This window comes from Veillonella atypica, from assembly GCF_041431435.1.
GTDB lineage: Bacteria > Bacillota > Negativicutes > Veillonellales > Veillonellaceae > Veillonella > Veillonella atypica.
The window spans coordinates 124,909-151,001 of sequence record NZ_JAPVXV010000001.1 but is presented as its reverse complement, the minus strand read 5'-3'; the positions used below and the strand labels follow the sequence as shown (position 1 = coordinate 151,001).

At 38.9% G+C, this 26,093-nt stretch carries 21 protein-coding genes, 1 other RNA gene, 1 pseudogene and 1 other annotated feature; all 23 genes and pseudogenes read right to left on the bottom strand.

The window, feature by feature from the left end; translation table 11 throughout:
* Positions 1 to 58 precede the first annotated feature (58 nt).
* Positions 59 to 1,507, bottom strand: a complete 1,449-nt coding sequence (gene gatB / locus O3598_RS00705) for an Asp-tRNA(Asn)/Glu-tRNA(Gln) amidotransferase subunit GatB (protein ID WP_005377579.1) — start codon at positions 1,505 to 1,507, stop codon at positions 59 to 61.
* Entirely contained in the window at positions 1,504 to 2,964 is a 1,461-nt protein-coding gene (gene gatA, locus O3598_RS00700) for an Asp-tRNA(Asn)/Glu-tRNA(Gln) amidotransferase subunit GatA (RefSeq protein ID WP_371451412.1), read from the bottom strand. Before gatA ends, gatB begins: the two co-directional genes overlap by 4 nt.
* Before the next feature lie 11 nt (positions 2,965 to 2,975).
* Positions 2,976 to 3,266, bottom strand: coding sequence for an Asp-tRNA(Asn)/Glu-tRNA(Gln) amidotransferase subunit GatC (gene gatC, locus O3598_RS00695; protein WP_005377582.1), 291 nt, complete (start codon positions 3,264 to 3,266; stop codon positions 2,976 to 2,978).
* 64 nt (positions 3,267 to 3,330) lie between these two features.
* A complete protein-coding gene (gene ligA / locus O3598_RS00690) occupies positions 3,331 to 5,331 on the bottom strand; it encodes an NAD-dependent DNA ligase LigA (RefSeq protein ID WP_005377616.1) in 2,001 nt (666 codons plus the stop codon).
* A 30-nt stretch (positions 5,332 to 5,361) separates the two neighbouring features.
* A complete protein-coding gene (gene pcrA / locus O3598_RS00685) occupies positions 5,362 to 7,551 on the bottom strand; it encodes a DNA helicase PcrA (RefSeq protein WP_371451409.1) in 2,190 nt (729 codons plus the stop codon).
* A gap of 110 nt (positions 7,552 to 7,661) precedes the next feature.
* Positions 7,662 to 8,603, bottom strand: a complete 942-nt coding sequence (locus O3598_RS00680) for a manganese-dependent inorganic pyrophosphatase (RefSeq protein ID WP_105084181.1) — start codon at positions 8,601 to 8,603, stop codon at positions 7,662 to 7,664.
* Positions 8,604 to 8,753: 150 nt separating this feature from the next.
* Positions 8,754 to 11,963 (bottom strand): efflux RND transporter permease subunit, encoded by a 3,210-nt coding sequence (locus tag O3598_RS00675; RefSeq protein ID WP_287516133.1) that lies wholly within the window; start codon positions 11,961 to 11,963, stop codon positions 8,754 to 8,756.
* Positions 11,964 to 11,973: 10 nt separating this feature from the next.
* Entirely contained in the window at positions 11,974 to 13,104 is a 1,131-nt protein-coding gene (locus tag O3598_RS00670) for an efflux RND transporter periplasmic adaptor subunit (protein WP_316064968.1), read from the bottom strand.
* A gap of 270 nt (positions 13,105 to 13,374) precedes the next feature.
* Positions 13,375 to 13,716, bottom strand: a transfer-messenger RNA (tmRNA) gene (gene ssrA / locus O3598_RS00665).
* Between the two features lie 29 nt (positions 13,717 to 13,745).
* On the bottom strand, positions 13,746 to 14,909 hold the full coding sequence (gene bioF / locus O3598_RS00660; RefSeq protein WP_275249134.1) for an 8-amino-7-oxononanoate synthase: 1,164 nt from the start codon (positions 14,907 to 14,909) through the stop codon (positions 13,746 to 13,748).
* A gap of 1 nt (position 14,910) precedes the next feature.
* Positions 14,911 to 15,639 (bottom strand): 6-carboxyhexanoate--CoA ligase, encoded by a 729-nt coding sequence (locus O3598_RS00655; RefSeq protein WP_270523980.1) that lies wholly within the window; start codon positions 15,637 to 15,639, stop codon positions 14,911 to 14,913.
* Positions 15,639 to 16,130: a hypothetical protein gene (locus tag O3598_RS00650; RefSeq protein ID WP_270523982.1), complete on the bottom strand. Its 492-nt coding sequence runs from the start codon at positions 16,128 to 16,130 to the stop codon at positions 15,639 to 15,641. The genes O3598_RS00655 and O3598_RS00650 overlap by 1 nt, the downstream gene beginning before the upstream one ends.
* 154 nt (positions 16,131 to 16,284) lie before the next feature.
* On the bottom strand, positions 16,285 to 16,665 hold the full coding sequence (locus tag O3598_RS00645; RefSeq protein WP_005377606.1) for a glucosaminidase domain-containing protein: 381 nt from the start codon (positions 16,663 to 16,665) through the stop codon (positions 16,285 to 16,287).
* Between the two features lie 21 nt (positions 16,666 to 16,686).
* Positions 16,687 to 17,157, bottom strand: a complete 471-nt coding sequence (smpB, locus tag O3598_RS00640) for an SsrA-binding protein SmpB (protein ID WP_005377596.1) — start codon at positions 17,155 to 17,157, stop codon at positions 16,687 to 16,689.
* Positions 17,158 to 17,187: 30 nt separating this feature from the next.
* The gene (gene rnr, locus O3598_RS00635; RefSeq protein ID WP_371451406.1) at positions 17,188 to 19,527 is read right to left on the bottom strand and encodes a ribonuclease R; all 2,340 of its coding nucleotides are present in this window, start codon (positions 19,525 to 19,527) and stop codon (positions 17,188 to 17,190) included.
* A gap of 70 nt (positions 19,528 to 19,597) precedes the next feature.
* A complete protein-coding gene (gene secG, locus O3598_RS00630; RefSeq protein ID WP_005377589.1) occupies positions 19,598 to 19,834 on the bottom strand; it encodes a preprotein translocase subunit SecG in 237 nt (78 codons plus the stop codon).
* Positions 19,835 to 19,839: 5 nt separating this feature from the next.
* Complete coding sequence (gene sigH / locus O3598_RS00625; protein WP_371451404.1) at positions 19,840 to 20,508, bottom strand: RNA polymerase sporulation sigma factor SigH; 669 nt, start codon at positions 20,506 to 20,508, stop codon at positions 19,840 to 19,842.
* Positions 20,509 to 20,636: 128 nt separating this feature from the next.
* Positions 20,637 to 21,173, bottom strand: a complete 537-nt coding sequence (locus O3598_RS00620; RefSeq protein WP_005379915.1) for an NYN domain-containing protein — start codon at positions 21,171 to 21,173, stop codon at positions 20,637 to 20,639.
* 9 nt (positions 21,174 to 21,182) lie between these two features.
* The gene (gene rlmB / locus O3598_RS00615) at positions 21,183 to 21,920 is read right to left on the bottom strand and encodes a 23S rRNA (guanosine(2251)-2'-O)-methyltransferase RlmB (RefSeq protein ID WP_316111585.1); all 738 of its coding nucleotides are present in this window, start codon (positions 21,918 to 21,920) and stop codon (positions 21,183 to 21,185) included.
* Entirely contained in the window at positions 21,913 to 22,398 is a 486-nt protein-coding gene (locus O3598_RS00610; RefSeq protein ID WP_371451402.1) for a Mini-ribonuclease 3, read from the bottom strand. Before O3598_RS00610 ends, rlmB begins: the two co-directional genes overlap by 8 nt.
* Positions 22,388 to 23,836 carry a cysteine--tRNA ligase gene (gene cysS / locus O3598_RS00605; RefSeq protein ID WP_371451400.1) on the bottom strand — a complete coding sequence of 483 codons (1,449 nt, stop codon included), beginning with the start codon at positions 23,834 to 23,836 and terminating at the stop codon, positions 22,388 to 22,390. The genes O3598_RS00610 and cysS overlap by 11 nt, the downstream gene beginning before the upstream one ends.
* A 49-nt stretch (positions 23,837 to 23,885) precedes the next feature.
* Positions 23,886 to 24,091, bottom strand: a binding site (T-box leader).
* Between the two features lie 219 nt (positions 24,092 to 24,310).
* A pseudogene (locus O3598_RS00600) lies at positions 24,311 to 24,631 on the bottom strand (bile acid:sodium symporter family protein); the annotation flags it as partial.
* A 1-nt stretch (position 24,632) separates the two neighbouring features.
* The gene (gene gltX, locus O3598_RS00595) at positions 24,633 to 26,093 is read right to left on the bottom strand and encodes a glutamate--tRNA ligase (RefSeq protein ID WP_156718716.1); all 1,461 of its coding nucleotides are present in this window, start codon (positions 26,091 to 26,093) and stop codon (positions 24,633 to 24,635) included.

The window sequence follows — 26,093 nt, the reverse complement described above, 5'->3', positions numbered from 1 at the left end:
GAGTATACCATAGAGGATATTCTAATTATATATTCCGATAAACTAAATCACGATGGTTTTAGTCATTTAAGAATTTTTGTAATAATTGGTTAACCATACCAGGGTTAGCACGGCCTTTGGATTCTTTCATAACTTGACCTACTAAGAAACCGATAGCTTTGCCATTACCGCCCTTAAAGTCAGCCACTGGTTGTGGGTTATTAGCGATAACTTGTTTTACGATTTCTTCAATAGCGCCAGTATCTGTAATTTGAACAAGACCTTCTTCTTTTACGATAGTATCTGCATCCTTGCCGGATTCCCACATGGATACGATAACTTTTTTCGCAATTTTACCGGAAATAGTGCCTTTTTCAATAAGAGCAATCATACCAGCCAAGTTTTCAGGGCTTACCTTAGATTCACCAAATGTTAAGCCGCTTTCATTGATCATCTTAGACAAGTCGCCAAGCATCCAGTTCGCTACAGTCTTAGAATCTGCGCCAGCTTTCACAGCAGCATCTAAGTAATCAGCCGTCTTGCGAGCCATAGTAAGGATAGTTGCATCTTCACGAGACAAACCATATTCGGACACAAAGCGCGCAATTTTAGCATCTTGTAATTCAGGCAAAGATTGACGTACTTCTTCGATTTTTTCGTCCGTAATTACGATTGGTACCAAATCTGGTTCTGGGAAGTAACGGTAATCGTTTTCTTCGTCCTTCTTACGCATGCCAAGAGTGATGCCTTGTGCATCGTCCCATGTACGTGTTTCTTGGTCTACCTTGCCGCCAGCTTCGATAAGCTTAGCTTGACGCAATGCTTCGTATTCAACAACCTTTTGAATGGCTGTTAAGGAGTTAACGTTTTTAGTTTCTGTACGTGTACCAAATTCTTTGGAGCCACGAAGACGTACGGATACGTTACAGTCACCACGCAAGGAACCTTCTTCCATACGACCGTCAGATACTTCTAAATATTGCAAAATGGAACGCAATTTTTCAACGTATGCTCTCGCTTCTGCACCAGATCGAATATCTGGTTCAGATACGATTTCAAGAAGAGGTACGCCTGTACGGTTATAGTCGACATTAGAAGAATTAGAATCGGAAATCGTATTACCGCTATGAACCAATTTGCCAGCGTCTTCTTCCATGTGAATACGTGTGATACCGATGCGTTTAGTTTCACCATTTACTTCAATGTCTAAGTGACCATTCAAGCAGATTGGCAAATCGTATTGAGATGTTTGATAGTTTTTAGGTAAATCTGGATAGTAGTAGTTTTTACGGTCAAATTTGTTGAATTTAAGAATTTCACAATTCAATGCTAAACCTACTTTGATGGCAAATTCTACTACTTGTTTATTCAACACAGGCATAGCACCAGGTAAGCCAAGACATACTGGGCATACATGTGTATTTTGATCACCGCCGAATTCAGTGGTACAACCACAGAAGATTTTAGACTTAGTCTTAAGCTCTGTATGAACCTCTAAACCAACGACTGTTTCGTATTTACTACTCATAGAGAAACCTCCCCAGTTGGTGCTACTAATTGACAATCTGGACGTGCTTGTTCGAATGTGAAAGCGGCACGTAACAATGTTTCTTCGCCCATTGCAGGACCCAATAATTGTAAGCCGATTGGCAAGTTATCGCTACTCATGCCCGCTGGAATGCTAATACCAGGAATACCTGCTAAGTTAGCTGGAACTGTACAAATATCTTCTAAGTACATTGCTAATGGGTCATTGATTTTTTCACCAAACTTATACGCTGTGTTAGGGGCTGTTGGAGCCAATAACAAATCAACCTTGGAGAAGGCTGCATCAAATTCATTTTTGATAACGCGACGTACTTTAAGAGCTTTCAAATAGTACGCATCGTAATAACCTGCGCTCAATACATAGGTACCGAGCAAGATACGACGTTGTACTTCTGGTCCAAAGCCTTCTGTACGAGTTTTAGTAGACATTTCTACCAAATTATCTGCAGGCACACGCAAACCATAGCTTACACCATCATAACGAGCTAAGTTGGAACTTGCTTCTGCCAATGCGATAATATAGTACGCAGACAAAGCATATTTTGTGCTAGGCAAGGAAACCTCAACGATTTCAGCACCTAATTTTTTATATGTTTCAATTGCTTCATCAATAGCCTTGCGTACTTCTACATTAAGACCATCGCCAAAGAATTCTTTTGGTACACCAATTTTTAAATTCTTAACATCGTTCACAAGCGCTTTTGTATAATCTACACGTTCGCCAGGAATGGATGTGGAATCCTTAGGGTCATGGCCAGCAATGGCATTTAATACCAATGCAGCATCAGTTACATCGCGTGTAACAGGTCCAATTTGATCCAAGGAGGATGCAAAGGCAATCAAACCATAACGTGATACATTACCATAGGTAGGCTTCACACCTACCACACCACAGAAGGATGCTGGTTGGCGGATAGAACCACCTGTATCGGAGCCCAATGCCCAGATAGCAGAGCCACTGGATACTGCAGCTGCACTACCACCGGAAGAACCGCCTGGTACGCATTCCAAATTCCATGGATTAGCTGTTTTAGCTAATGCGGAATTTTCTGTGGAACCGCCCATAGCGAATTCATCCATGTTAAGTTTACCTAAGCTAACCAAGTGATTAGCATGTAATCGTTCAATAACGGATGCATTATATGGAGGAATGAAATGTTCCAACATTTTAGATGCACATGTAGCAGGTTGATCTTTAATACAAATATTATCCTTAATAGCGCCAGGAATACCTGCTAAGGGGGAAATAGCTTCACCTTTAGCAATTGCTTCATCTACAGCTTTGGCAGATGCTAATGCTAATTCGTGAGAATCAGATAAATACGCATGTACCTCTGGTTCCACTTTTGCTTTGTGACTAATCACTGCATTTGTTAATTCGACAGCACTGATTTCTTTGTTCACTAATTTAGTGTGTAATTCATGAATTGTTGCCACAGTGAAACCTCCTATTCTTGTACAACGCGAGGCACCTTAAAGTACCCATCATCTTCTTCAGGTGCATTAGACAATGCTAAATCATGATCTAAAGAAGGTTTAGTCTCATCTTCTCTAAATACATTATGCAAAGGAACAGCATGAGCCATTACTTCTACATCATCTAATTCTAATTCATTTAATTCTGCTACATACGTTAAGATATCGGATAATTCCTTCTCAACGCTAGCCATTTTATCTTCTTTTACTTCTAATCGGGACAGTAAAGCGATTTTTTTAATTTCCTCTTGGCTGATTTTCATCGGTCCACATCCTTTCATATCTTTTAATTATAAAGCATATGACATATATTTTCAAAATAAAGGATTAGTTTTCACCTAAATCTTTAAGTAATTCTATAAATTCTTCTTCATTGATAACGCGAATACCAAGTTCATTCGCCTTTGTCAATTTACTGCCACTATCTTCACCAGCAACGACGAGTGTTGTTTTCTTAGATACGGACCCGGTCACCTTAGCGCCGTGTTTTTCTAATAGTTTACCAGCTTCGCTACGACCCATGACCTCGAGTTTACCAGTAAGAACAACGATTTCCCCTTCCATTTCATTACCTGCGGCTTCTTGCACATCTACGTCCATTTTTAAACCGGCTTCGATTAAGCTATTGATGATTTTAATATGTTGAGGGTCCTCTCGATATTCGATAATGCTATCTGCCATGGTAGGACCGATTTCTTCTACCGCCACTAATTCGTCTTTACTAATCGTTAAAAATCTATCCATAGACTTCACAACATTAGCAATTGTACCGGCCGCTTTAGAACCGATAAGGCGAATGCCAAGGCCAAATAATACGCGGTCTAATCCACGAGATTTAGAATCTGCAATAGCTTTCACAAGATTATCTGCCGATTTTTTACCCATACGGTCCATACCCATGATGGATTCCGTAGTCAAATGATATAAATCAACTACATTGGTAATCAATTTTTCATTGATTAAATTTTCCACAATACTTGGGCCAAGTCCATCGATATTCATCGCATCGCGAGATGCAAAGTGAATGATTTGTTCCTTTTCAATAGCTGGACAATGTTTGTTAGTACAGCGAATGGCTGCCTCACCTTCACGGCGTACTGCTGGACTTTCACAAACAGGACAACGATTGGGAATTGTGAAAGGAACCTCACTGCCCGTACGTTTTTCAGGCAATACACGAATGACTTCTGGAATGATTTCAGCCGCCTTGTGAATAAGTACATGGTCACCAATACGAATATCTTTTTCAGTGATGAAATCTTGATTATGTAATGTAACACGGCTCACATTAGTGCCAGATACAAACACAGGTTCTAATTCTCCAGTTGGCGTCAATACACCAGTACGTCCTACATTAATGGTTATATCTTTGACAACTGTTTCTACCTCTTCTGGAGGATATTTATAAGCCGTAGCCCACTTAGGGTCCTTTGCGGTTGAGCCTAACATCTCTTGATCATTAAAATCATTGACCTTTATAACCATACCATCTGTATCGTATGGCAGTTCATGACGTTTTTCGCCCCAATAATTAATAGCCTCAATAACTTCATCTATGGTATTACAAACGCGATAATGAGGATTTACAGAAAAATGGAAATTCTCCAATGTATGTAACAATTCCTCTTGCGTATGAATATTAGCGCCGCTTTCAGAACCGATAGCGTAGGCAAAGAACGCAAGATTACGACTTGCTGTAATAGCAGGGTCTTGTTGACGCAAGGAACCTGCCGCTGCATTGCGAGGATTGACAAAGGTCGGTACCCCTTCTTCATCGCGTTCCTCATTGATACGTTTAAATTCGCTATGTGGCATGTACGCTTCACCGCGAATTTCGATAAACTCAGGTGCATTTTCTAGGTATAAAGGAATGGATTTGATGGTACGCACATTGGCTGTTACATCTTCTCCTACCTTACCATCACCGCGTGTGACGGCACGGACAAAGATACCATTTTCATAGTGCAAATTAACAGCTAAGCCGTCAATTTTCAACTCCACCACATAAGCCTTTGTTTGATGTCCCAATTCCTTCGTTACCCGTTGGTCAAAAGCACGTACTTCATCCGCACTAAACACATTGGATAAGCTGAGCATAGGTCTACCATGGACTACTTTTTCAAAAGGACCATCCGCCTTGATGCCAACCCGCTGTGTCGGAGACGATGGCACAATATATTCAGGATGTGCCGTTTCTAAATCCACGAGCTCACGATATTTTTGATCATATTCAAAATCGCTCATCGTCGGATTATCTTTTACATAATATAGATACTGAGCATGAGTCAATTCTTTTTGTAATTGTTCTATTCTATCTTTAGGATTCATAATTATCCTCTATATCATACAGTGATTGTTCTAACCTTTTTTTACCGGTGCAAACTTAGCCATGACTACTCGAACACCTTGTGTAGGGAATTCTATAGTTAGCTTCATGCCAGCCCCTTCACCGGAAACATTGACGACCTTACCATTCCCCCATTTGCTGTGAATCGCAGTATCCCCAATCTTCCAATCAGCGATAACTTCATTGCGAATAATCGGTTTTGTTACAGGGCGACTAGCGACCGACATATGTCTTGGCACAGTTGGTTTAATATCATCAGGAATTCTTCGTTTTGCACGTAAACTATCGACGAGTTCCGCTGGAATTTCATCGATGAAACGAGACGGTAAATAACTGCTAGTACGACCGAATACGGTACGGGTTGTAGCATTAGAAATATATAATTCCTTCTCAGCACGCGTAATCCCTACATACGCGAGGCGTCGTTCTTCTTCGATTTCCTCTGGATTCATCAAGGTACGGCTATGTGGGAATAAGCCCTCTTCTAAGCCACCGAGGAATACGATAGGAAATTCAAGACCTTTAGCAGCATGTAATGTCATCAAGGTAACCTTAGATTCCTCTTGTTCAAAGGAATCGACATCATTCACTAGAGCTACTTGTTCCAAGAAATCTTCCACAGTCCCCGTTGGATTTGTATCTTGGAAATCCTTTGCTACAGATAATAATTCACCGATATTTTCTGCCCGCGCTTGATCTTGTGGATCCGTACTTTCCTCTAATTGAGCCAAGTAGCTAGTTCTATCAAGGATAGCTTCTAAAATATCAAGGACGGATTTATCATCCATTTCTGCAACAAGTGTAAAAATTAAAATGCCAAATTCTTCAAGTTTCTCTTTCGTTTTTCCTTTAATGGTATCGACCAAGTGCAATTGTGTTAAGGTCATAAATAAGGATGTACCATTTTCACGGGCATAATCTTGCAATTTAGATACCGTAGTAGCACCTATACTACGCTTTGGCACATTAATAATACGCAATAAACTTAAATCATCAAACGGATTATATAATACGCGCAAATAGGCGAGCACATCTTTGATTTCTTTACGATCATAGAACTTAGTGCCACCTACCATAGTGTACGGTAGAGCACGTTTAATCAATGCTTCTTCTAGCACACGGGATTGTGCATTGGTACGATACAAGATGGCCATATCACCATACGGTACGCCGTGAATATCATGTTTTTTTACAATTGTATCGCCTATGAAAGCAGCCTCTTCATGTTCCGATTGCGCCGTAAAGTGCTGAATTTTAGCCCCTTCTACCTTATCAGTCCAAAGGTTCTTTTCTGGACGTCCTTCATTATGGTAGATAACAGCATTGGCAGCATCCAAGATAATTTTGGTAGAACGATAATTCTGCTCCAATTTAATGGATGTACAATTTGGATAATCCTTTTCAAAATCGAGAATATTTTGAATATCTGCACCACGCCATGCGTAAATACTTTGGTCAGCATCACCTACGACGGCAATATTCTTCCAATGAGATGATAGTAAATACGCCAATAAGTATTGAGCATGGTTTGTATCTTGATATTCGTCAATCATAACATATCTAAAACGTTTGCTGTATTTGTCTAGCACAGCGGCGTTAGATTGTAATAATTTAACAGCTACAAGCAACAAATCATCAAAGTCTAATGCATTATTTTTGCGCAACTCTCGTTCGTAGTACTCATAGACATCAGCTACCTTTTGTTGGTAAAAGTCACGTGCTTGTTTTCTATAATCTGAAGCGAACATCAATTTATTTTTCGCATCGGAAATAGCACTAATCATGGCACCTACAGGATAATATTTATCGTCCAGATTAAGGGCCTTCAACGCTGCTTTTATAACGACTTGAGAGTCAGATGTATCATAAATTGTAAAATTACTGTTATAACCTAAAAAATTATCTAATTCAAAGCGTAAAAATTTAGCACAAAAGCTGTGGAATGTACTTAACCAAATTCGATTAGCTACATCGCCTACAAGGCCTTCTACACGGCTTTTCATTTCCTTAGCCGCCTTATTGGTAAATGTAATGGCTAAGATTTCATAAGGATTTACACCTTGAGCTAGTAAATATGCTATACGTACAGTTAATACCTTTGTTTTCCCTGATCCTGCACCTGCTAAAATCAATAGTGGGCCTTCGGTATGTTGTACAGCTTGTTGTTGCTCCCGATTCAAGCCATCTAACAATGATTGCATGGTATCTCCTTATCTATAACATAAAATGAGTAATTATAAATGACCATCACATATAATAAAAACGTTGCAAGAGCAACGTTTTTATTACCATGATATGTCGATATCCTTTATTATTTCATAGCTCCTAAAATTGGAGGTACAATTTGTTTCTTACGGGACATTGTATTTGGTAAGAATACAGCATTATCTTTTACGTCTTTACCAAATGCGTTAACTACAACGGATTCTACATCGCCGCTATAGATCAATGTTGTACTTTCATCAAGAATATTGGTAACCATAATATAGGATGCAGCATAGCCGTTAGTTGTACGAAGAGCTTCTAGAGCTGCTACTAATTCAGCTTGCTTAGCCAACACATCAGTTGTATCCATAACGGAAATTTGACCGATAGAAATCGTTTGACCTGCTTCGGAGAATTCCTTCATATCTGTACGTACGATTTCATCGTTTGTTAAATCAGAAATATCTGCGCCAGCTTTCAACATATCTAAACCATAGGAATCGATATCTACACCAGCGATAGCAGCTAGTTTATGAGCCATTTCCTTATCTGTTTCTGTACACGTTGGAGAGCGGAACAATACAGTATCAGAAATAATAGCAGACAACATCAAACCGGCAATATTCTTAGGAATTTCTTGATTGTTTTCAATATAAAGTTTAGTCAAAATTGTATTTGTACAACCTACTGGTTCCATGCGAATGAATACAGGGCCATCAGTTTCAAAATCGCCAATACGGTGATGATCGATAACACCACACATATTCATAGATTTGTAACCATCGATGATTTGCTTGGATTCATTATGGTCAGTTAAGTATAAATCGCCACCATTAGGAGCGAACTCTTCCCAGTTTGTAACGATTTGTGGGTGTTCGAAACCGAAATGTTCCAATGCGTATTTAGTTTCCTTATTCGCATCACCAGCACATACAGGCGTTGCAGGTGTACCCATTTGTGTTAACAAATTAGCATAAGAAATAGCAGAACAAATAGAATCAGTATCAGGGCTTTTATGACCAGCCACAAATGTTTTTACTTCACTCATGTTTATACCTCTTTTATATAAATATTTCACAATATCGCCCATGCGATAATTAAATCGTTTTAACTAGCATATTATACCATAAAATAGTTAAAAAAACACGCCTATAAGCTATGTTATAAGCGTGTTTTATTTGTGTTATGAAATTTGGAATTAGTGATCCTTTTTACGTTTTGTAAAGAATCCAGGACCAATCTTTTCGACGATAATGAAAAGCATTGGAATGATAAAGATACCAAAGAATGTAGCTGTTGTCATACCTGCTACAACTGTGATACCCATCGATGTACGAGCACCAGAACCGGCACCAGTAGAAATTGCCAATGGCAATACGCCTAGGATGAATGCAAAGGACGTCATCAAGATTGGACGCAAACGAATCTTAGCCGCTTCGATAGCCGCATCGACAACATCCATACCGCGTTCGTCAACACGAATCTTCGCATACTCGATAATCAGAATAGCATTCTTAGCAGCTAAACCTACCAATGTTAACAAACCAATTTGCATATAGATGTCATTTGCTAATTGGAATCGACCTGTAAAATTCAACAAGAATGGTACTAATGCAGCACCAATCATACCAGATGGTACGGAGAATAATACAGCAAATGGAACTTTCCAGGATTCATACAATGCAGCAAGAATCAAGAATACAAATGTCAAGCCAAGACCTAGAATCAACATGGTTTGTGATCCAGCCTTCAATTCTTCGCGGGATTGATCGCCCCAATCATAGGTATAACCAGCTGGCAATGTTTTAGCAGCTGCATCCTTCAATGCTTGAATTGCATCACCAGAAGCATATCCTTGAGCCGCAGAGCCACCAATTTTAACGGCCATAGCATTATCGAAACGAGTGATAGATGAAGGGGTTGCCGTCTTTTCTTTCGTAATGTAGTTAGCAATAGAAACCATTTGTCCCTTACTATTACGAACTGCGAGCATATTCAAGTTGTCAGCATTTTGACGGAATTGATCCTCTGCTTGAACAACAACCTTATAGTTCTTACCATACGATGTATAATCATTAACTTGAATACTACCATAGAAACCTTGCAATGTGGTGAAGATATCAGTGAGCTGAACACCATCTTGAGCAGCCTTATCACGATTGATTTCAAATTGTAAGGATGGGGATGATGTATTAAATGTGGTATACACTGTTTGAATAGCCGGATTAGTTCTAGCTTCTGCCATAAATGCCTGAGCCCGTTCAGCCATTACCTCAGCACTATCACCAGCTTTATTAATGATATACATTGTAAAGCCACCAGTGTTACCAAGGCCTGGAATGGATGGAGGATTCAAAGCTACTACACTAGCTTCAGGTACATTCTTCGCACCAAAGCCAAATACTGCACCCACCATAGCATTAACAGATTGATTAGATGATTTACGTTGATCCCAATCTTTTAATACCGCAAAGGAAACACCAGCACTAGATTTTTGAGAGCCACCTAAAAGGTCAAACCCAGAAACAGTAAATACTTGTTCTACATTATCTTTAATGCCCGGTGTTTGCTCTAAGAAATCTTTGATTTTATCAAGAGTTTCCACGGTACGAGCAGACGTTGCTCCTGGTGGTTCATTTACAGCAATAAGGAAATATCCACTATCTTCTGCAGGTACGAAACTTGTAGGTAAGAAATGGAATACGATACCTGTACCAGCAGCAAAGACGAGTAATGTAATAACGGTTAAGCTCAGACGATGGCTCAACCGAGCTAACACCTTACCATACCAATCACTAAAACGTTCAAGGCCACGATTAAATTTATTGAGTTGACGATGAACAAAGTCTTCACGTTCATTTTGTACATGTGGTTTTAACATCAATGCACACAACGATGGTGTCAAAATTAACGCAACAACTGCGGAAATCGCCACAGAAATGGCAATTGTTAAGGCGAATTGCTTATATAAAATACCGGTCATACCGCCCATAAATGCAACAGGTATGAACACGGCGGCTAATACAAAGGCAATACCAACTACTGGGCCTTGTACATTTTTCATAGCCGCAATGGCAGCTTCTTTTGGAGATAAACCATTATATTTTAACTCATATTCAACAGCCTCTACCACTACGATAGCATCATCGACGACAAGGCCGATAGCCAATACCATGGCAAACAGTGTTAATGTATTGATGGAGAAATCTAATAATACAAACGCGCCAAATGTTCCTAGTAATGATACAGGTACTGCAATCATCGGAATCAATGTAGAACGCCAAGATTGCAAGAATACATACACTACGATGAGTACGAGCAATAAAGCTTCAAAGAATGTATGCTCTACTTCATTAATAGAGGCACGTACGAATTTCGTATTATCTACGACTTCGTGATATTCCAAATCTTGTGGGAAAGACTTAGACTGTTCTTGCAATATTTTTTGAACATTTGAAATCGTCTCTAAAGCATTTGCATCATTTTGTAAAGAAATGGCAAAACCAGCAGACGGACGATGTTCAACAAATAAAATCTCACCAGATGGAGCATTTGGATCGCGATATGAAGACTTAGCGACAAAATCGTACCCTTTTGCGCCCACATCAATACGAGCAATATCCTTTAAATGTAATACAGTACCATTAGAGTTCTTGATAACAATATTACCAAATTGTTGCTCTGTCACTAGACGGCCATCAATTTTAATTGGATACTGGAATGCTTGTTCTCCATTGGTAGGATTTTTACCAACTGTACCAGCTGCAGCTTGTACGTTTTGGCTTTTAATAGCAGATGTTACATCAGACATGGTAATGCCTAATTTTTGCATCTTGCTAGGATCTAACCAAATGCGCATTGCATAGTCAGAACCGAATTCTTGAACGGAACCAACACCTTTTACGCCCTTAATGGCATCCATCAAATAGTTTGTACCATAGTTTTTAAGGAATGTACTATCAAAGGTACCATTTGGAGAATTCAAGGAGAAAATGTACGCCATATCGCCAGAGGATTTTGTCGTTGTTACACCAACTTGTTGGACCTCTGAAGGCAGTTGAGCTAGCGCCGCTTGCACACGGTTTTGGGTATTAACCGTATCCATATCGGGATCACTACCTTGATTAAACTGTAATGACAAAGAATATGTACCAGTACTAGCACTATCAGATGTCATATAGTCTAAATCTTGAACGCCTACAATTTGAGACTCAATTACACTGGCTACAGTATCATTCAGTACTTGAGGCGTAGCACCTGTATACATGGTACTAACACGTACACTTGGTGGTGAAATTTGTGGATATCGAGCTACCGGAAGATTAACCATTGAAAGCAAACCGATTAATGTAATCATGATGGCAATAACAATGGCAAAGATAGGTCGATTAATAAAGAATTTCGACACGTCTTACCTCCTATTGTTTAGCTGTTTCAATTTGTGTTTTAGACAATTCAGTGGCTTGTACCTTTGCACCATTTTTAACCTTAGTTAAACCATCTACAACGATTTCATCACCACTAATGAGACCAGATTTAACGATTGTGAAAGCCCCTGTAGTGCCACCAAGTTCAACAGCCTTTTGAGATACTGTTCCATCTTGACCGATGACATATACAAAGTTTTTATCCATAATTTGTAAAATAGCTTTTGTAGGTACCAAAATGGCATCCGTTAATTTTTCACCAGGAGAAATAACGGTAGCAAACATATTAGGTAACAATAAGTGGTCAGGATTAGGGAAGGAAGCTTTCAAAATTAACTTACCTGTAGAAGGATCTAAAGTTCTTGCCGCTTGAACAACAGAACCTACTTGATTATATTCCTTGCCATCAGCTAAGCGTAATTTCAAATTAAGACCGCTGTTTTCATCACCAGAACGAGTAGCCATAAATTCAAGATACTCTTGTTCAGTCATGCTAAATTCAACGAAAATAGGATCTACAGAATCGATGGTTACCAATGTCGTGGATCCTGCATTAACAAATGTACCTATATCAACAGCATCCATGCTCAATGTGCCGGAATATGGTGCATAAATGATAGTGTCACCCAAGTTATCTTGCGCAATCTTCAATGCTGCTTGTTGTGCTTCTACAGCTGCTTTAGCTTGTTCTGCAGCAGAACGTTGAGTATCTACGCGTTGGCGTGCAATCGCGTCTTGACTTGCCAATGTTTCGTAACGACCTAAATCAGTTTCTGCATTTTGATAATCTGCATTAGCTCTTGCTACATTAGCTTCCGCTGTTGCTACATTGGATTCATATTGGCGAGAATCGATGCGATATAAAGGTTGACCAGCTACTACTTGGTCCCCACCTTTAACAAATTTTTCCACCACATAACCAGTAATACGAGCATGTACAGCCACAGAATTTTCTGCCTTAACCGTACCTGTATAGGTTTGATCAACTTGTGCGTTTTGCGATACGATTTTATACGAATTTACCGCCACATCAGCAGATTGCTGTTGTTGATTACCACAACCTGCCACCAGTAAAGCAGATACTGCTAATACTGCTAACATGCGTGAATATCGAGACTTCATTACATGTACTCCTTTTCATAACACTAAATTTATAAGATCCAAATTCATAAGTTTCTCAATATATTGTACTTTATTCCCATGGGATAGTCAAGATTTCTATATCCTATAAACCTCTAATAAAGCTAGATATTATCTATATTTTTAAACATTCAATTGCGTACAATTTCACACCATATATTGTTGACTTTTATAACAATTTGTGTACAAAACAAAAAAATACCGAAGATTAGTATCATTACAAGATACTAATCTTCGGTATGAATCATCTCATGGTGGAGATGAGGAGAGTCGAACTCCTGTCCAAAAGCGTTGCCATATAGACCTCTCCGAGCACAGTCTATGATTTAAGTCTCAAGTACCTATCGCTCACAGACAAACTACAGTACTCCAGTTCATGTTGTCTCGCCTAATTCATATGAACAACTAAATTAAGCCAGCCTACGGTTTGACGTCCATTCACACTTGGTAGGCACAAGTATGAGGGACGTAGCTTATGCAGCTAATGCAAAATTTTCTTCTGCGTTTAAATGTTTTTCCACCGTTTAACGGCCCAATGGAACGCCGACTCGCTATCTATACCACACTCGCCCCTGTCGAAACCTTTACATCCCCATGGGTTTGTTGGTTTATCTATCATACCCCTAATGTATATTCATGTCAACTAGTAATTCATGTAGCGTTTTTGCGACATAATCAAGTTGCTCTTTGCTATGAGCAGCAGTCACCGTCATGCGTAGGCGACTTTCACCAACAGGAACCGTAGGAGGTCGAATAGCTGTAATAATAACCCCTCGTTCTTCTAACTCACGGGCCAATGTTAAGGCTCGATCATTCTCGCCTACCACAATCGGGAATATCGGTGTTTCATCATCACAATCAATGCCCATAGCCTGTAATTTATGTGCCATATACACAGTATTATCACGTAATGTATCGACCACAGATGGTTCATCTCGTACAATTCGTAGAGCCTCTAAAGCCGCACCGATATCCGCCGGGGACAAAGCTGTAGAAAATATAAAGCTACGACTATAGTTAATCAGGTATTCTATCAATTCCTTACGCCCCGCCACGTAGCCGCCAACAGAACCCAAGGCCTTGCTCAAGGTACCAAGCTGTACATCTACATCGGTAAGACCAAAATGATGAGCCGTACCTCGCCCATTTCCGATGACACCGGTCGCATGCGCATCATCTACCATAAGAAGAGCATTATATTCCTTACTTAACTCATACAGCTTATCTAATGGTGCAATATCTCCATCCATACTAAATACACCATCAGTAATGATCATTTTATACGCAGATTTATAATTCTTAAGAATGTATTCAGCATGTTCTACATCTTTATGTTTATACCGCTCAATATGAGCTCCACTGAGGCGACACCCATCGATGATACTAGCATGGTTTAATTCATCGCTAATGATGACGCTATGCTTGTTCATTAAGGCCGTAATCGTACCAACATTAGCCATATAACCTGTATTAAACACAAGTGACTGTTCCGTTTCTTTAAAATTGGCTATAGCGATTTCTAATTCCTTAAACAATGGAAACGATCCTGATGTAAGTCTAGCACCACCAGAGCCGGTGCCATATCGTTGAATTGCTTGCATAGCCGCTTGTTGTACACGAGGTTCATGGGTAAGCCCCAAATAATTATTAGATGCCATCATGATATACTCGCTATCATTGCGTTTTACACGTACTGCATCTAAGGGCTCGTAGGTCTTAATCGTTCTTTTATTTTGTTCTTGCTCCTTAGCCTCTAGTTTTTTTTGAAAGTCTTGATAATAATCCATGCTACCACCGTACCAATACTGTTGTATTCTCTAAATAATCAACAATTTCACGAATAGGCCTATTTGTATCTACAAAAAATACACGGCCCCCGATAGGATTTCCCATTTCTTTCATATTCGGAATGCGATGATATATGCCATTACATGCTACATACCCAACTGTATAATCTGGATCGTCGGACCAACAAAGTTCACCTACAATACCAGGACATGACTGCACCTTTGTGGCTAGTACTAGTGCTTCACGCATATGCACATTCATAGATCTTGTTTCGTTGCCACACGCATCCATATGACTTACGCGAACACCGCGCATAGTATCTTGATCCAATCGCACACCTGTATTGGCATCCATCAGAATGGCACCACGCATATTACCTGGTAGTTGGCCTAGTTCTGTGAAAGCATTTTCTACTGCCTTATGGCTCACTACAGACTGTAGTAAGTTTTTTGCTAATTCATGTGATTCTTTTACCGATGCAGTCTCATGTTCATCAACATCAATACAATCAACATATGTAATATCCTCATCGTGAACCGCGTCTATACGAATATTTATAAAATCTGATTTTCCTTTACTATGATGCAATGCACGATGAATTAAAGAGGATGCTACAGATTCTAAATCACTTTCTTCCACAATGCGTTCAGCCCCAGATATATGGCGTCCCCCTTCTTCATGAGGTCCGCCTTCTGCACCGCGCATACGAATACTATATAGCCCCATCATTACACAACCTTTCGAGGTGCACTATGTGTAGCTGCTGATACAACCTTTTTAAATACAGCAGTCATAATAGGCGCCACAATAGCGGTAAAGATCATGCCAGGTACAGCAAGCATAACCATAGCGAGAGCACCTTTACCAACATAGACGGATAGTGTTAATCGAGCCACTGTAGATGCAATAGGACCACTTAGGATTACACCGAGCATATGATTTTTGCAAATCCATAATAAGAAACCAACGACCAATCTAAACTGCATAGCAATAGCAACACTTAGAAAATTTTGCGTCCCCAATGCCAATCCGATAAGGCTGGATAAACAACCGCTGATGATGTACTTTTTAAATCCAAAGGCCGCGCAAATTGCTACCGCTAGCGGAGCCGATAGCTGGAACTCAATACCCGGCACAAGATTAGGAATTTTGATAGCTCCCAAGATTGTAATCATAGCTGTTAGAATACCGATTTCTGTGATTTGACGAATTTGACTCATAGTATTCACCTCTTCATGCACTTACATTGTCAACTAAATAAATCACACTTTGTTTACATTATAAAAAAATATGTGATATTTATCAACTTATATTTTGTATCAAGTTAACAATATGCATAAAAATAAGGGACTGTAACACAGTCCCTTAACATGTTTAGAAATTGATTGTATTAAAAACTTGTAATACAGATCCATAATAAGAATTAAAATCTGCTGTAAAGTATCCGCCATTGTACAAGGCATTGATATACGAATACAGAGATGTAGCATTTGTCATGCCATCTTCTCTATAGTATGTCAAATAATTGCCAAAATAGTTAGCAAAATCAATAAAATCCGTAAAATGTCTCCAGCTGCCATCTGATGCTGTAACACCACCTAGATTATGATGTGTTGCTTGTAGTTGTGATGTAAACCCACCTGTTTCAATGTACCATTGAGTATATATAAATTTAGGATCTACATGCACTCCGTTTTCAGCTGCTTTTTGAGCTGATATTTTTGCCAAACTATAAAAGTATTGATTAACTTCCACTAAACATCCTCCTATTATATATCAGTATTTTTGTTGTTCTTTCAAACGCTTAGCAATGTCACGCTTTGCATCCCGTTCTGCCATATCTTGGCGTTTATCGTACAATTTTTTGCCTGTTACAAGACCAACCGTTACCTTCACATAGCCACGGCTAAAATGAAAGTTCAACGGAATCAAGGAGAATCCCTTTTCTTTCACTTGTTGGAATAATTTTTTTATTTCCGATTTATGCATCAATAGTTTACGTGTTCGCTCAGGCTCATGATTAAAGCGATTGCCCTGTTCATAAGGACTGATATGAACACCGTAGAGAAGCATTTCGCCCTTATCAATGCGGATAAAGCTATCCTTAAGATTTAATTTACCTTGGCGAATCGATTTAATCTCTGTTCCCGTCAATGCGATGCCCGCTTCATAGGTTTCATGAATATTAAAATCATGACGTGCCTTACGGTTATCTGCAATTAATGATGGTGCATCTTTCTTTGCCATAGTCACCTCACAGTAGGTATTAATATTTCATTATCGTTTACGTTTCTTTACTTTTTTCTTAGACGCTTTATGGTCTTTGCGTCCCTTTTTATGCTTTGTAACACTAGATAAGCCAGAATATCGTTCTCTTCGTTTAGAAGACTTGCTATGTCCCTTGCCTTTTCGTTTAGATTGTTTAGAGATACCAGAACGCCCAAACGGTTTCTTTTCTCTTACCCCTACATAACCTTCGGAATTCTTCATCATTTCTTGAATTCTCATAAGATTATCCACTTCGCCAAGTACGAAATCGATTTGACGTTTTTCTACATCAGCTTTCACCAATGTCACCGTTACCGTATCACCTAAATGATAGATTTGACCCGTGCGCTTGCCAACTAATAGGAAATGTTCTTCATCGTAAAAATAGTAATCATCAGTCATCATATTCATATGAACAAGACCATCGATACCATTATCTAACTCTACAAACATACCAAAGGATGTGATGCTAGATATTTTACCCTCAAAGACTTCGCCAATAAATGGAACCATATATTGGGTTTTCTTTAAATCGACTGTGTCGCGCTCAGCAGCTACAGCCACTTGTTCACGTTCTGAAGAATGGACAGCCGCACGTTCTAAAAATTCTGTTTTAGTATCGCGGTTTGCATATCCATCAGTCCATCCCATATCAGCTTTTAATAAGCGATGTACCATGAGATCTGGATATCGTCTAATAGGCGATGTAAAGTGTGTGTAGCATTTCGACGCCAACCCAAAATGACCTGCATTATCGATGCTATATTTAGCTTGTTGCATGGAACGCAATGTCATGATTTGAGCCACTTGTTCAATATCCGTGCCCTTAACAGCATCTAAAATATGTTGGAATACGCGTGGCTCTAATTCATCAAGATGTAATCGAATATCTTGCCCTAAATAATTGAGTACCTTTTGATACATACTCATCTTTTCTTCGCTCGGTGTTTCATGGATACGATATACACTCGTACGGTTTGTATTCTTTAGATGAGTAGCTACCGTTTCATTTGCAATAAGCATACACTCTTCAATAAGTCGTTCCGCTAATGTCCGGTCGCGACGTACAATGCGCAATGGTGTGCCTTCCGTATCTAAAAGCACCTTATATTCAGGGAAATCAAAATCCAGTGCACCACGACGACGACGCATATCATTTAAAGTTTTTGCGATGTCGGATAAATTGTGAATCATCGGCATAAGAGGTGCCAAGTCATCAGGAATAATATCTTCGGTTAATGCTTTATAAATCTCTTTATAACTGCAACGGCGATTCACATGGATGATAGATGGTTGAATCCGATAATTAACAACCTTACCTTGTGTATCAATTTCCATCATACAGGTCATGGCATACCGATCTTCGCCAGCATTTAAGCTGCAGATACCATTGGATAGTACCTCTGGTAACATGGGGATAACTCTGTCCACTAGATAGACAGATGTACCGCGTTTATAGGCTTCTCTATCGATAGCCTTTTGTGACACTACATAATGACTTACATCGGCAATATGTACACCTAGTTCATAGTTACCATTATCAAGTTTACGACCACTGACTGCATCATCAAGGTCTTTTGCATCTTCACCATCGATAGTAACCATTGGCACATCGCGTAAATCCCAACGTTTTGGATCATCTGTAATGGTCGTATTGATATGTTGACTCGCTTTCACAACATCTTCTGGGAAGGAAAATGGCAAGTCATAATTAGCCATAATACAGTTGATATCAAGGCCTACATCCCCTTTGTAGCCCAATACTTCTGTAATGACACCTTCTGGTTTCTTATCGCCTTCTGGCCATTTGATAATTTTTACAAGCACCTTAGCACCACTACGAGCATCTAAGGTATTATGTAAGTCAACGTAAATATCTGTTCCCAATCGTTCATCATCAGGGATGACAAATCCAAAGGAATGCTGTCTGTCATAGGTACCTACAACAGTTTCATTAGCTCGTTCTATGACTTCAGTTATAACGCCTTCTCGTTTATGGCGTGAATCTCGGGATGTGATAATACGTACACGAACCTTATCATTATGCATAGCAGTGCCCTTATTTTGTTCTGCTATATACACATCCTCTTCATCAGGAGCAGTAATAACAAATCCAAAGGATTTTCTATATCCCTTGTAAATACCTTCAATAAATTCTGTATCATTATTATAGGCATATACATCTTTTCGTATAAAACTTAAGCGCCCCTCTTTTAATAGTTCTCTAGCAGCATCCATAAAGGCATCCAATTCACGGCCGCCCTTAATATGACAATCCATAGCAGCATCATCGATATGATACGTATGGGGATAAATAGATTTATAAAACGCTAACACTTTTTCTTTCATATAAACACCTCCTTTGCATAATATTTATATATGCTGAAAAAAAGAAAAGCCTGCTAGGCAGGCTTTCAAATTAGAATTGGTTAATCATTGCCCCTAGAACTAAGCTCAATACAGCAAAGATAATACCTAAAATGATTGTACAGCGAGATAAGAACCCATCTAAGCCGCGTTCTTTACCGCCGAATGTAGAATCTGCCGCACCAGAAACGGCGCCGCCCATACCAGAACTCTTACTAGTTTGAGCAATTACAACAACAATCAATAAAATGGACACAATGATTTCTAAAACCATCAAAAAATTTGTCACAATAGTCATCCTTCCTGTGTAGGAGCATCTAATACACGATGTTCCAAAAACTTCTCTAATTTACGTTTAACCCTTTGTAAAGCATTATCAATCGACTTGATGCTACGATCAGTACCTTTTGCCATCTCCTGATATGATTTACCATCTAAATAGCCTTCTAACACTTGCCACTCTAAATCACTTAAAATATGTCCTATGTTTTTTTCTATATCATCTAGCTCTTCTTGGCTAATAATGAGGTCCTCTGGATTTGTACTTCGTGCTGATGAAAGCATTTCTAACAAGGTCCGTTCAGACTCTTCTATATACACAGGTTTATTTAAAGAAATATAAGAATTGAGTGGTGCGTGTTTTTGACGCGTCGCAGATTTTATGGCCGTAATAATTTGCCGTGTAATACATAGTTCTGCAAAGGCCCGAAAAGAGGCTAATTTATCATGTCTAAAATCACGAGTAGCCTTATACAAGCCAATCATGCCTTCTTGAATGATATCATCTCGATCGGCACCTACAAGAAAATAGGTACGCGCCTTAGCGCGCACAAAATTTTTATATTTATTGACTATATAGTCGATTGCAAACTCATTTTGCTCTTGTTGAGCTATGACCACAACTTGCTCATCAGTCATTTCTTTGAAATTGTAATCGGACTGTTGCATATGAAAATTGTTCATAGGTCCTCCATACAATCACATATTGTAGAAATACCAATATATGTTATTATACTTGAATTATATATGTTCTGCAATATTTATGAAATAGAATGTACTTCATACTACTACAGCAGGTCTATCTGTTGTGCTTACTTTGTACCTCTCCGTATAGCTTCTAATTTTTTAGCCACATCGGGATCTAAGTGGTCATATACCTCATTTCTCCTGAGTACCATTTGGTCACGATGATGTTTATGTGTATATTGCAAGCGTTCCTCTTGCTTGGCAAGACGCATATCATTTTGCAATTCTCTTGCTGGAATCCGAAGTCCACCAGAGCCTAATATTTGATTTTGTTCAGCCCCGTCAGAAGTAACGACGTATACATTAGTATACTTACCTTGACGCAAGAATACTTCTCGTTCAATAAAAGAATCTGCCGTTTCACCATCATCGGTATATACTTCTATAAACCCTTTAGTGATTTCTTCGATACTCGCTATCGACTTAGTATATTTACCATCAAACACGAGTATAACCTCATAGCCTTTAAATTTACCATAGTTTAAAAGCTGATTACGTAATTCCATTCGAGCGTGTTCCAAGGATTCATTAGCCAGTTTTTTTAAACTTTGCCATGCGAAGATGACATTATACCCATCGACGATTAAAATATCCTTTAACATGTAGCACCTCTATTTTACCTTCATAGTCCGTTGTCGAACTGCTTCATACATGAGAATAGCAGCTGCTACAGATGCATTTAAAGAATTTAAATTACCATACATAGGGATGGTAACTAGGAAATCACAAGCTTCTTTTACGACACGACTAATTCCCTTACCTTCATTTCCAATAACAAGGACGGTAGGTATCGTTAAATCGGTTTCATACAAGGTACGGTCACCTTCCATATGAGCACCAAGAACCCAAAATCCTTGCTTTTGAAGCTGTTTAATCGTTTGTGTAACATTGCCAACTTGAACAAGGGGAATTTGTTCCACTGCACCGGCAGATGTTTTAGCAACCGTTGCGTTAATAGGTGCATTATGACGTTTTGGAATCAAAACTGCAGTAGCACCCACACATTCAGCAGTACGGATAATAGCCCCCATATTATGAGGATCCTCTACACCATCCGTTAAGATAAGCAATGGATTCTCATGATTGGACTCTTGCAATACTTCTCCAAGGTCTTTGAATTCTACAGCATTAACAAAAGCAATGACACCTTGATGAGGTACATCCGTTTCATATCGATTCATCTGTTTAACAGGTGTGGGACGAACCTCTACCCCCTTGGATTTTGCTAATCCTACGATGTCAGATAACCCCGTTTTAACTTTATCATCACTCACCAAAATACGTTGTATAGAACGGCCTGCTTTTAGTGCTTCCTTTACGGCATTTCTGCCTACAATATAATTATCCATGTGAAAGTCCTCTTAATGTAATAGAATAGGCCTCTTTCATCAATTCATTAAGTCGATCTTGCTGACCTGTTTCATATAAGAAACCAAGGACTGCTTCAAAGGCGGTACTATTTCGATATTCCCGTACAGAGCTACTCTTAGGTACATTGACATTACTATTTCGAGCTCGTCTAGCAATTGTTTGTTCATCATCTGTAAACATTGATTCTAATTGTTCCAATACTTTTGACTGAGATTTTGCACAAATAAATTCGGTTACCAATGTATGTAGAACCTGAACCTTTGAAATACTCATTTCTACAACGCGTTGTCTAATGTACATAGAATATACAGCATCACCAATATAGGCCAACATAACAGCATCTGAAGCTAATACTTCAGATGCTGGTTTAGATACAAAAGAATATTCCTTAGTATCTAAGAGTATTAATTTTTTAATAGCTTCTTGTTTCAGAAATTGAAATTGCTTAAATTTCACGCTTTTTCCACCGTGCTCCTGTAGGGGAATCTTCAATAGTAATACCAATTTCAGCTAAACGATCGCGAATGCAATCGGCAAGAGCCCATTGCTTTTGTTCACGGCATGCTTGACGAACAGAGAGAATAACATCCATCAATTGTTCGTATTCTGCTGCGTCAGCACCAGTATTACCTTCCCAAGCTTTTTCTAATACGCCAATAACCTCTGTCATAAATTTAAAGATACGTTTTACCTCTGCGATAGCATCTTGGCAAACAACGCCTTCTCTACCTGTTACAACTTGATAGTAAATATTAATTTCCTTAGCAAGACCAAACATGCTAGATGTAGCTAATGCAGTATTAAAATCATCGCTCATAGCGGCTTCGAATTCTTCTTCATATTCTTTAGCTTTTTCTAATAAACGTTGAGCATCGTCACAAGGGCCAGCTTCACATTTTTCAAGATATAAAAGATTTTCGATAGCAGTACCTAATCGTTCCAAAGATTTATTTGCTTCTTCTAAGCGTTCATCGGAGAAATCCAATGGGCTACGATAATGTGTGCTAAGTAAGAAGTAACGCAAAGCATCTGGACTATATTGTTCCAAAATATCTTTCACCAAGAAGAAATTGTTCAAGGATTTAGACATTTTTTCGGAATTAATCGTAATGAATCCATTATGCAACCAGTATTTTACAGAAGGATGATGGCCAGAACAGCCTTCAGATTGAGCAATTTCATTCTCATGATGAGGGAAAATCAAATCACTACCACCACCATGAAAATCGAATTCTTCACCTAAATATTTTTGGCTCATAGCGGAACATTCAATATGCCAACCTGGACGACCATTGCCCCAAGGACTTTCCCAGAATGGTTCACCTGGTTTTGCAGCTTTCCAAAGTGCAAAGTCCATAGGATTCTTCTTACGACCATCTACTTCGATACGAGCGCCAGCTTCCATATCATCTAATGTACGGCCAGACAATTCACCATAATGGTCAAATTTTTCTACGCTAAAATACACATCGCCATCTAGCTCATAAGCAAAGCCCTTGTCAATAAGCGTAGAAATCATCTTGAGAATATCAGGGATATGAGTAGATACGCGTGGGTATACATCAGCACGTTCTACGCCAAGTGCATCCATTACTTCAAAATAGCTATCGATATAACGATTAGCAATTACGTCCCATGCTACGCCTTCACCATTAGATGTATTAATAATCTTATCGTCTACATCAGTGAAGTTTTGTACATACGTTACTTTATATCCTACATGTTTCATGTAGCGACGAATTACATCCCACGTTACAAAAGGACGAGCATTACCAATATGAGGATGATTATATGGTGTTACACCACAAACATACATCTTTGCTTCACCTGGTGTTACAGGAGTAAATACCTCTTTTTGGCGCGTCATTGTATTATAAACTGTAATTTCTCTCATCGATACTGATGCCTCCATATTCGAAAAATAAAAAAGAACCCTCATCTCATACAGAGACGATGGTCCGCGGTTCCACTCTGTTAGGCACCAATATAGTACCCACTCATCGCATAACGGCGCGTCACCGGACAAACCTACCTATAATCGGGATGTCAGCTCATGAATGCATTTCGTCTACCTATCCTTAAACCCTCCCACCATCGGTTCTCGCTAAAAAGTTAGTTGTAGAGTACTTCTTTCAATCTTAGCTTTTAATATATACCTATATTAAGATATAAAATAATTTTACCAATAATGCTATATAATGTCAATAATTACAAGAAAAACCTCCATCTTCAAAACCATTGAATATGTCCCTTTATCAAGGGAATTAAACATATTAAGGATTATGAAAATGGCGGTTTAACTGTATATTTTATTGAAATATATTATCAATTATAAGTTATTAGAACGATTTACTTAATAAGTTAATGACTAAGCTTGTTCTAACTTCTCTTTATCATCATGTTTGCGGCAAATACCGGCAAAAATAGAGCCTGTAAAATTATGAATAATCGAGAAAACAGCACCAGCTACCGCTGCTTGAGGTGTGAAATGTTTCATCGCTAGTGAAACGGATAATGCAGAGTTTTGCATAGCCACTTCAATTTGCATAGCACGACGAGATGATACATCGATGTTAAGAATTTTACAAATAAAGAATGTAACAACGTAGCCACTCAAGTTTTGTACTAAACAAGCTACAAAAATGATGAGACCTGTTTCAGCAATTTGTTTTTGGTTAACCGCTATTACATTATTTAGTTAAAGCACCTACATTGTCTAAATGATGTAAGCATTTTTCTTTACCAAGCAATGTAACGATATTGTTTAAGTCAGGACCATGCATTTGACCAGTCAAGGCAACACGCAATGGCATGAATACAAATTTACCTTTCAAAGCAGTTTCTTTCATAACAGCCTTGATAGCCTTTTTAACGGCTTCTGGTGTAACTTCTTCCATGTCTGCTAATTTTTCTTTGAAAGCATTCAATACAGTTGGCGCAGATTCTTCGTTAAGCACTGCCTTTAACTCTTCTTCATGACCTTCTTCGAGGAATACTGTTTCCCCCATGAACATGCCTACATGATCTTTAATTTGAGCACCAAAGCTAATATGATCACGGAATGTAGAACAAAGTAATGTTAACCAATCAATATCAGATTGATTCAAGCTATCTGGAGCTAAACCAACTTCTTTTAAATGCGGCAAGCAAAGGCGGAATAATTCTTCATCGCTCAAATTTTTCATGTAATGGAAATTGATGTGGTTTAATTTATCGATATCAAATACAGCTGGGTTCTTAGCAACGCGATCCATGGAGAAGGCTTGAATCAATTCATCTTGTGTAAAGAATTCTTCTTCACCTTCTGGAGCCCAACCAAGAAGTGCCAAGAAGTTTACTAATGCTTCTGGCAAGTAACCCAATTGCTTATATTGATCAACAGATGTAGCACCATGACGTTTAGACATCTTCTTATAATCTTTGCCAAGAATCAAGGAGATATGACCAAATATAGGAATTTCCCAACCAAGTGCTTCGTAGATAGCCATTTGACGAGGTGTGTTGGATAAATGTTCTTCCGCACGAATAACGTGAGTGATTTTCATCATGTGGTCATCCATTACAACGGCAAAGTTATATACAGGGATACCATCGGATTTTACGATTACAAAGTCACCTACACCATTAGACTCGAAGGATACATGACCACGAACCATATCATCGAATGCATAGGTTTTATTCAAAGGTACGCGAAGACGGATAGTTGGTTTTCTACCTTCTGCACGATATTTTTCTTTTTCTTCTTCTGTAAGATGGCAACAATGACCATTATATTTAGGGGTTTCACCGCGTTCCATTTGCGCTTGACGTACTTCATCAAGCTCTTCAGCTGTACAGAAGCATTCATAAGCTTTATCTTCATCAAGTAGGCGTTGTGTTACTTCATTATACAAATCAAGACGTTCTGTTTGACGATAAGGGCCATTTTCACCACCTACGTCGATGCCTTCATCCCAATTCATACCGAGCCATTGCAAAGATGCTTTAATATTTTCTTCACTTTCACGAGTAGAACGAGATAAATCTGTATCCTCAATGCGAAGTACAAACGTACCTTTTTCCTTACGTGCTAATAGCCAGTTGAACAAAGCGGATCGAGCACCGCCAATATGAAATGGACCTGTTGGACTTGGCGCAAAACGTACCTTCAT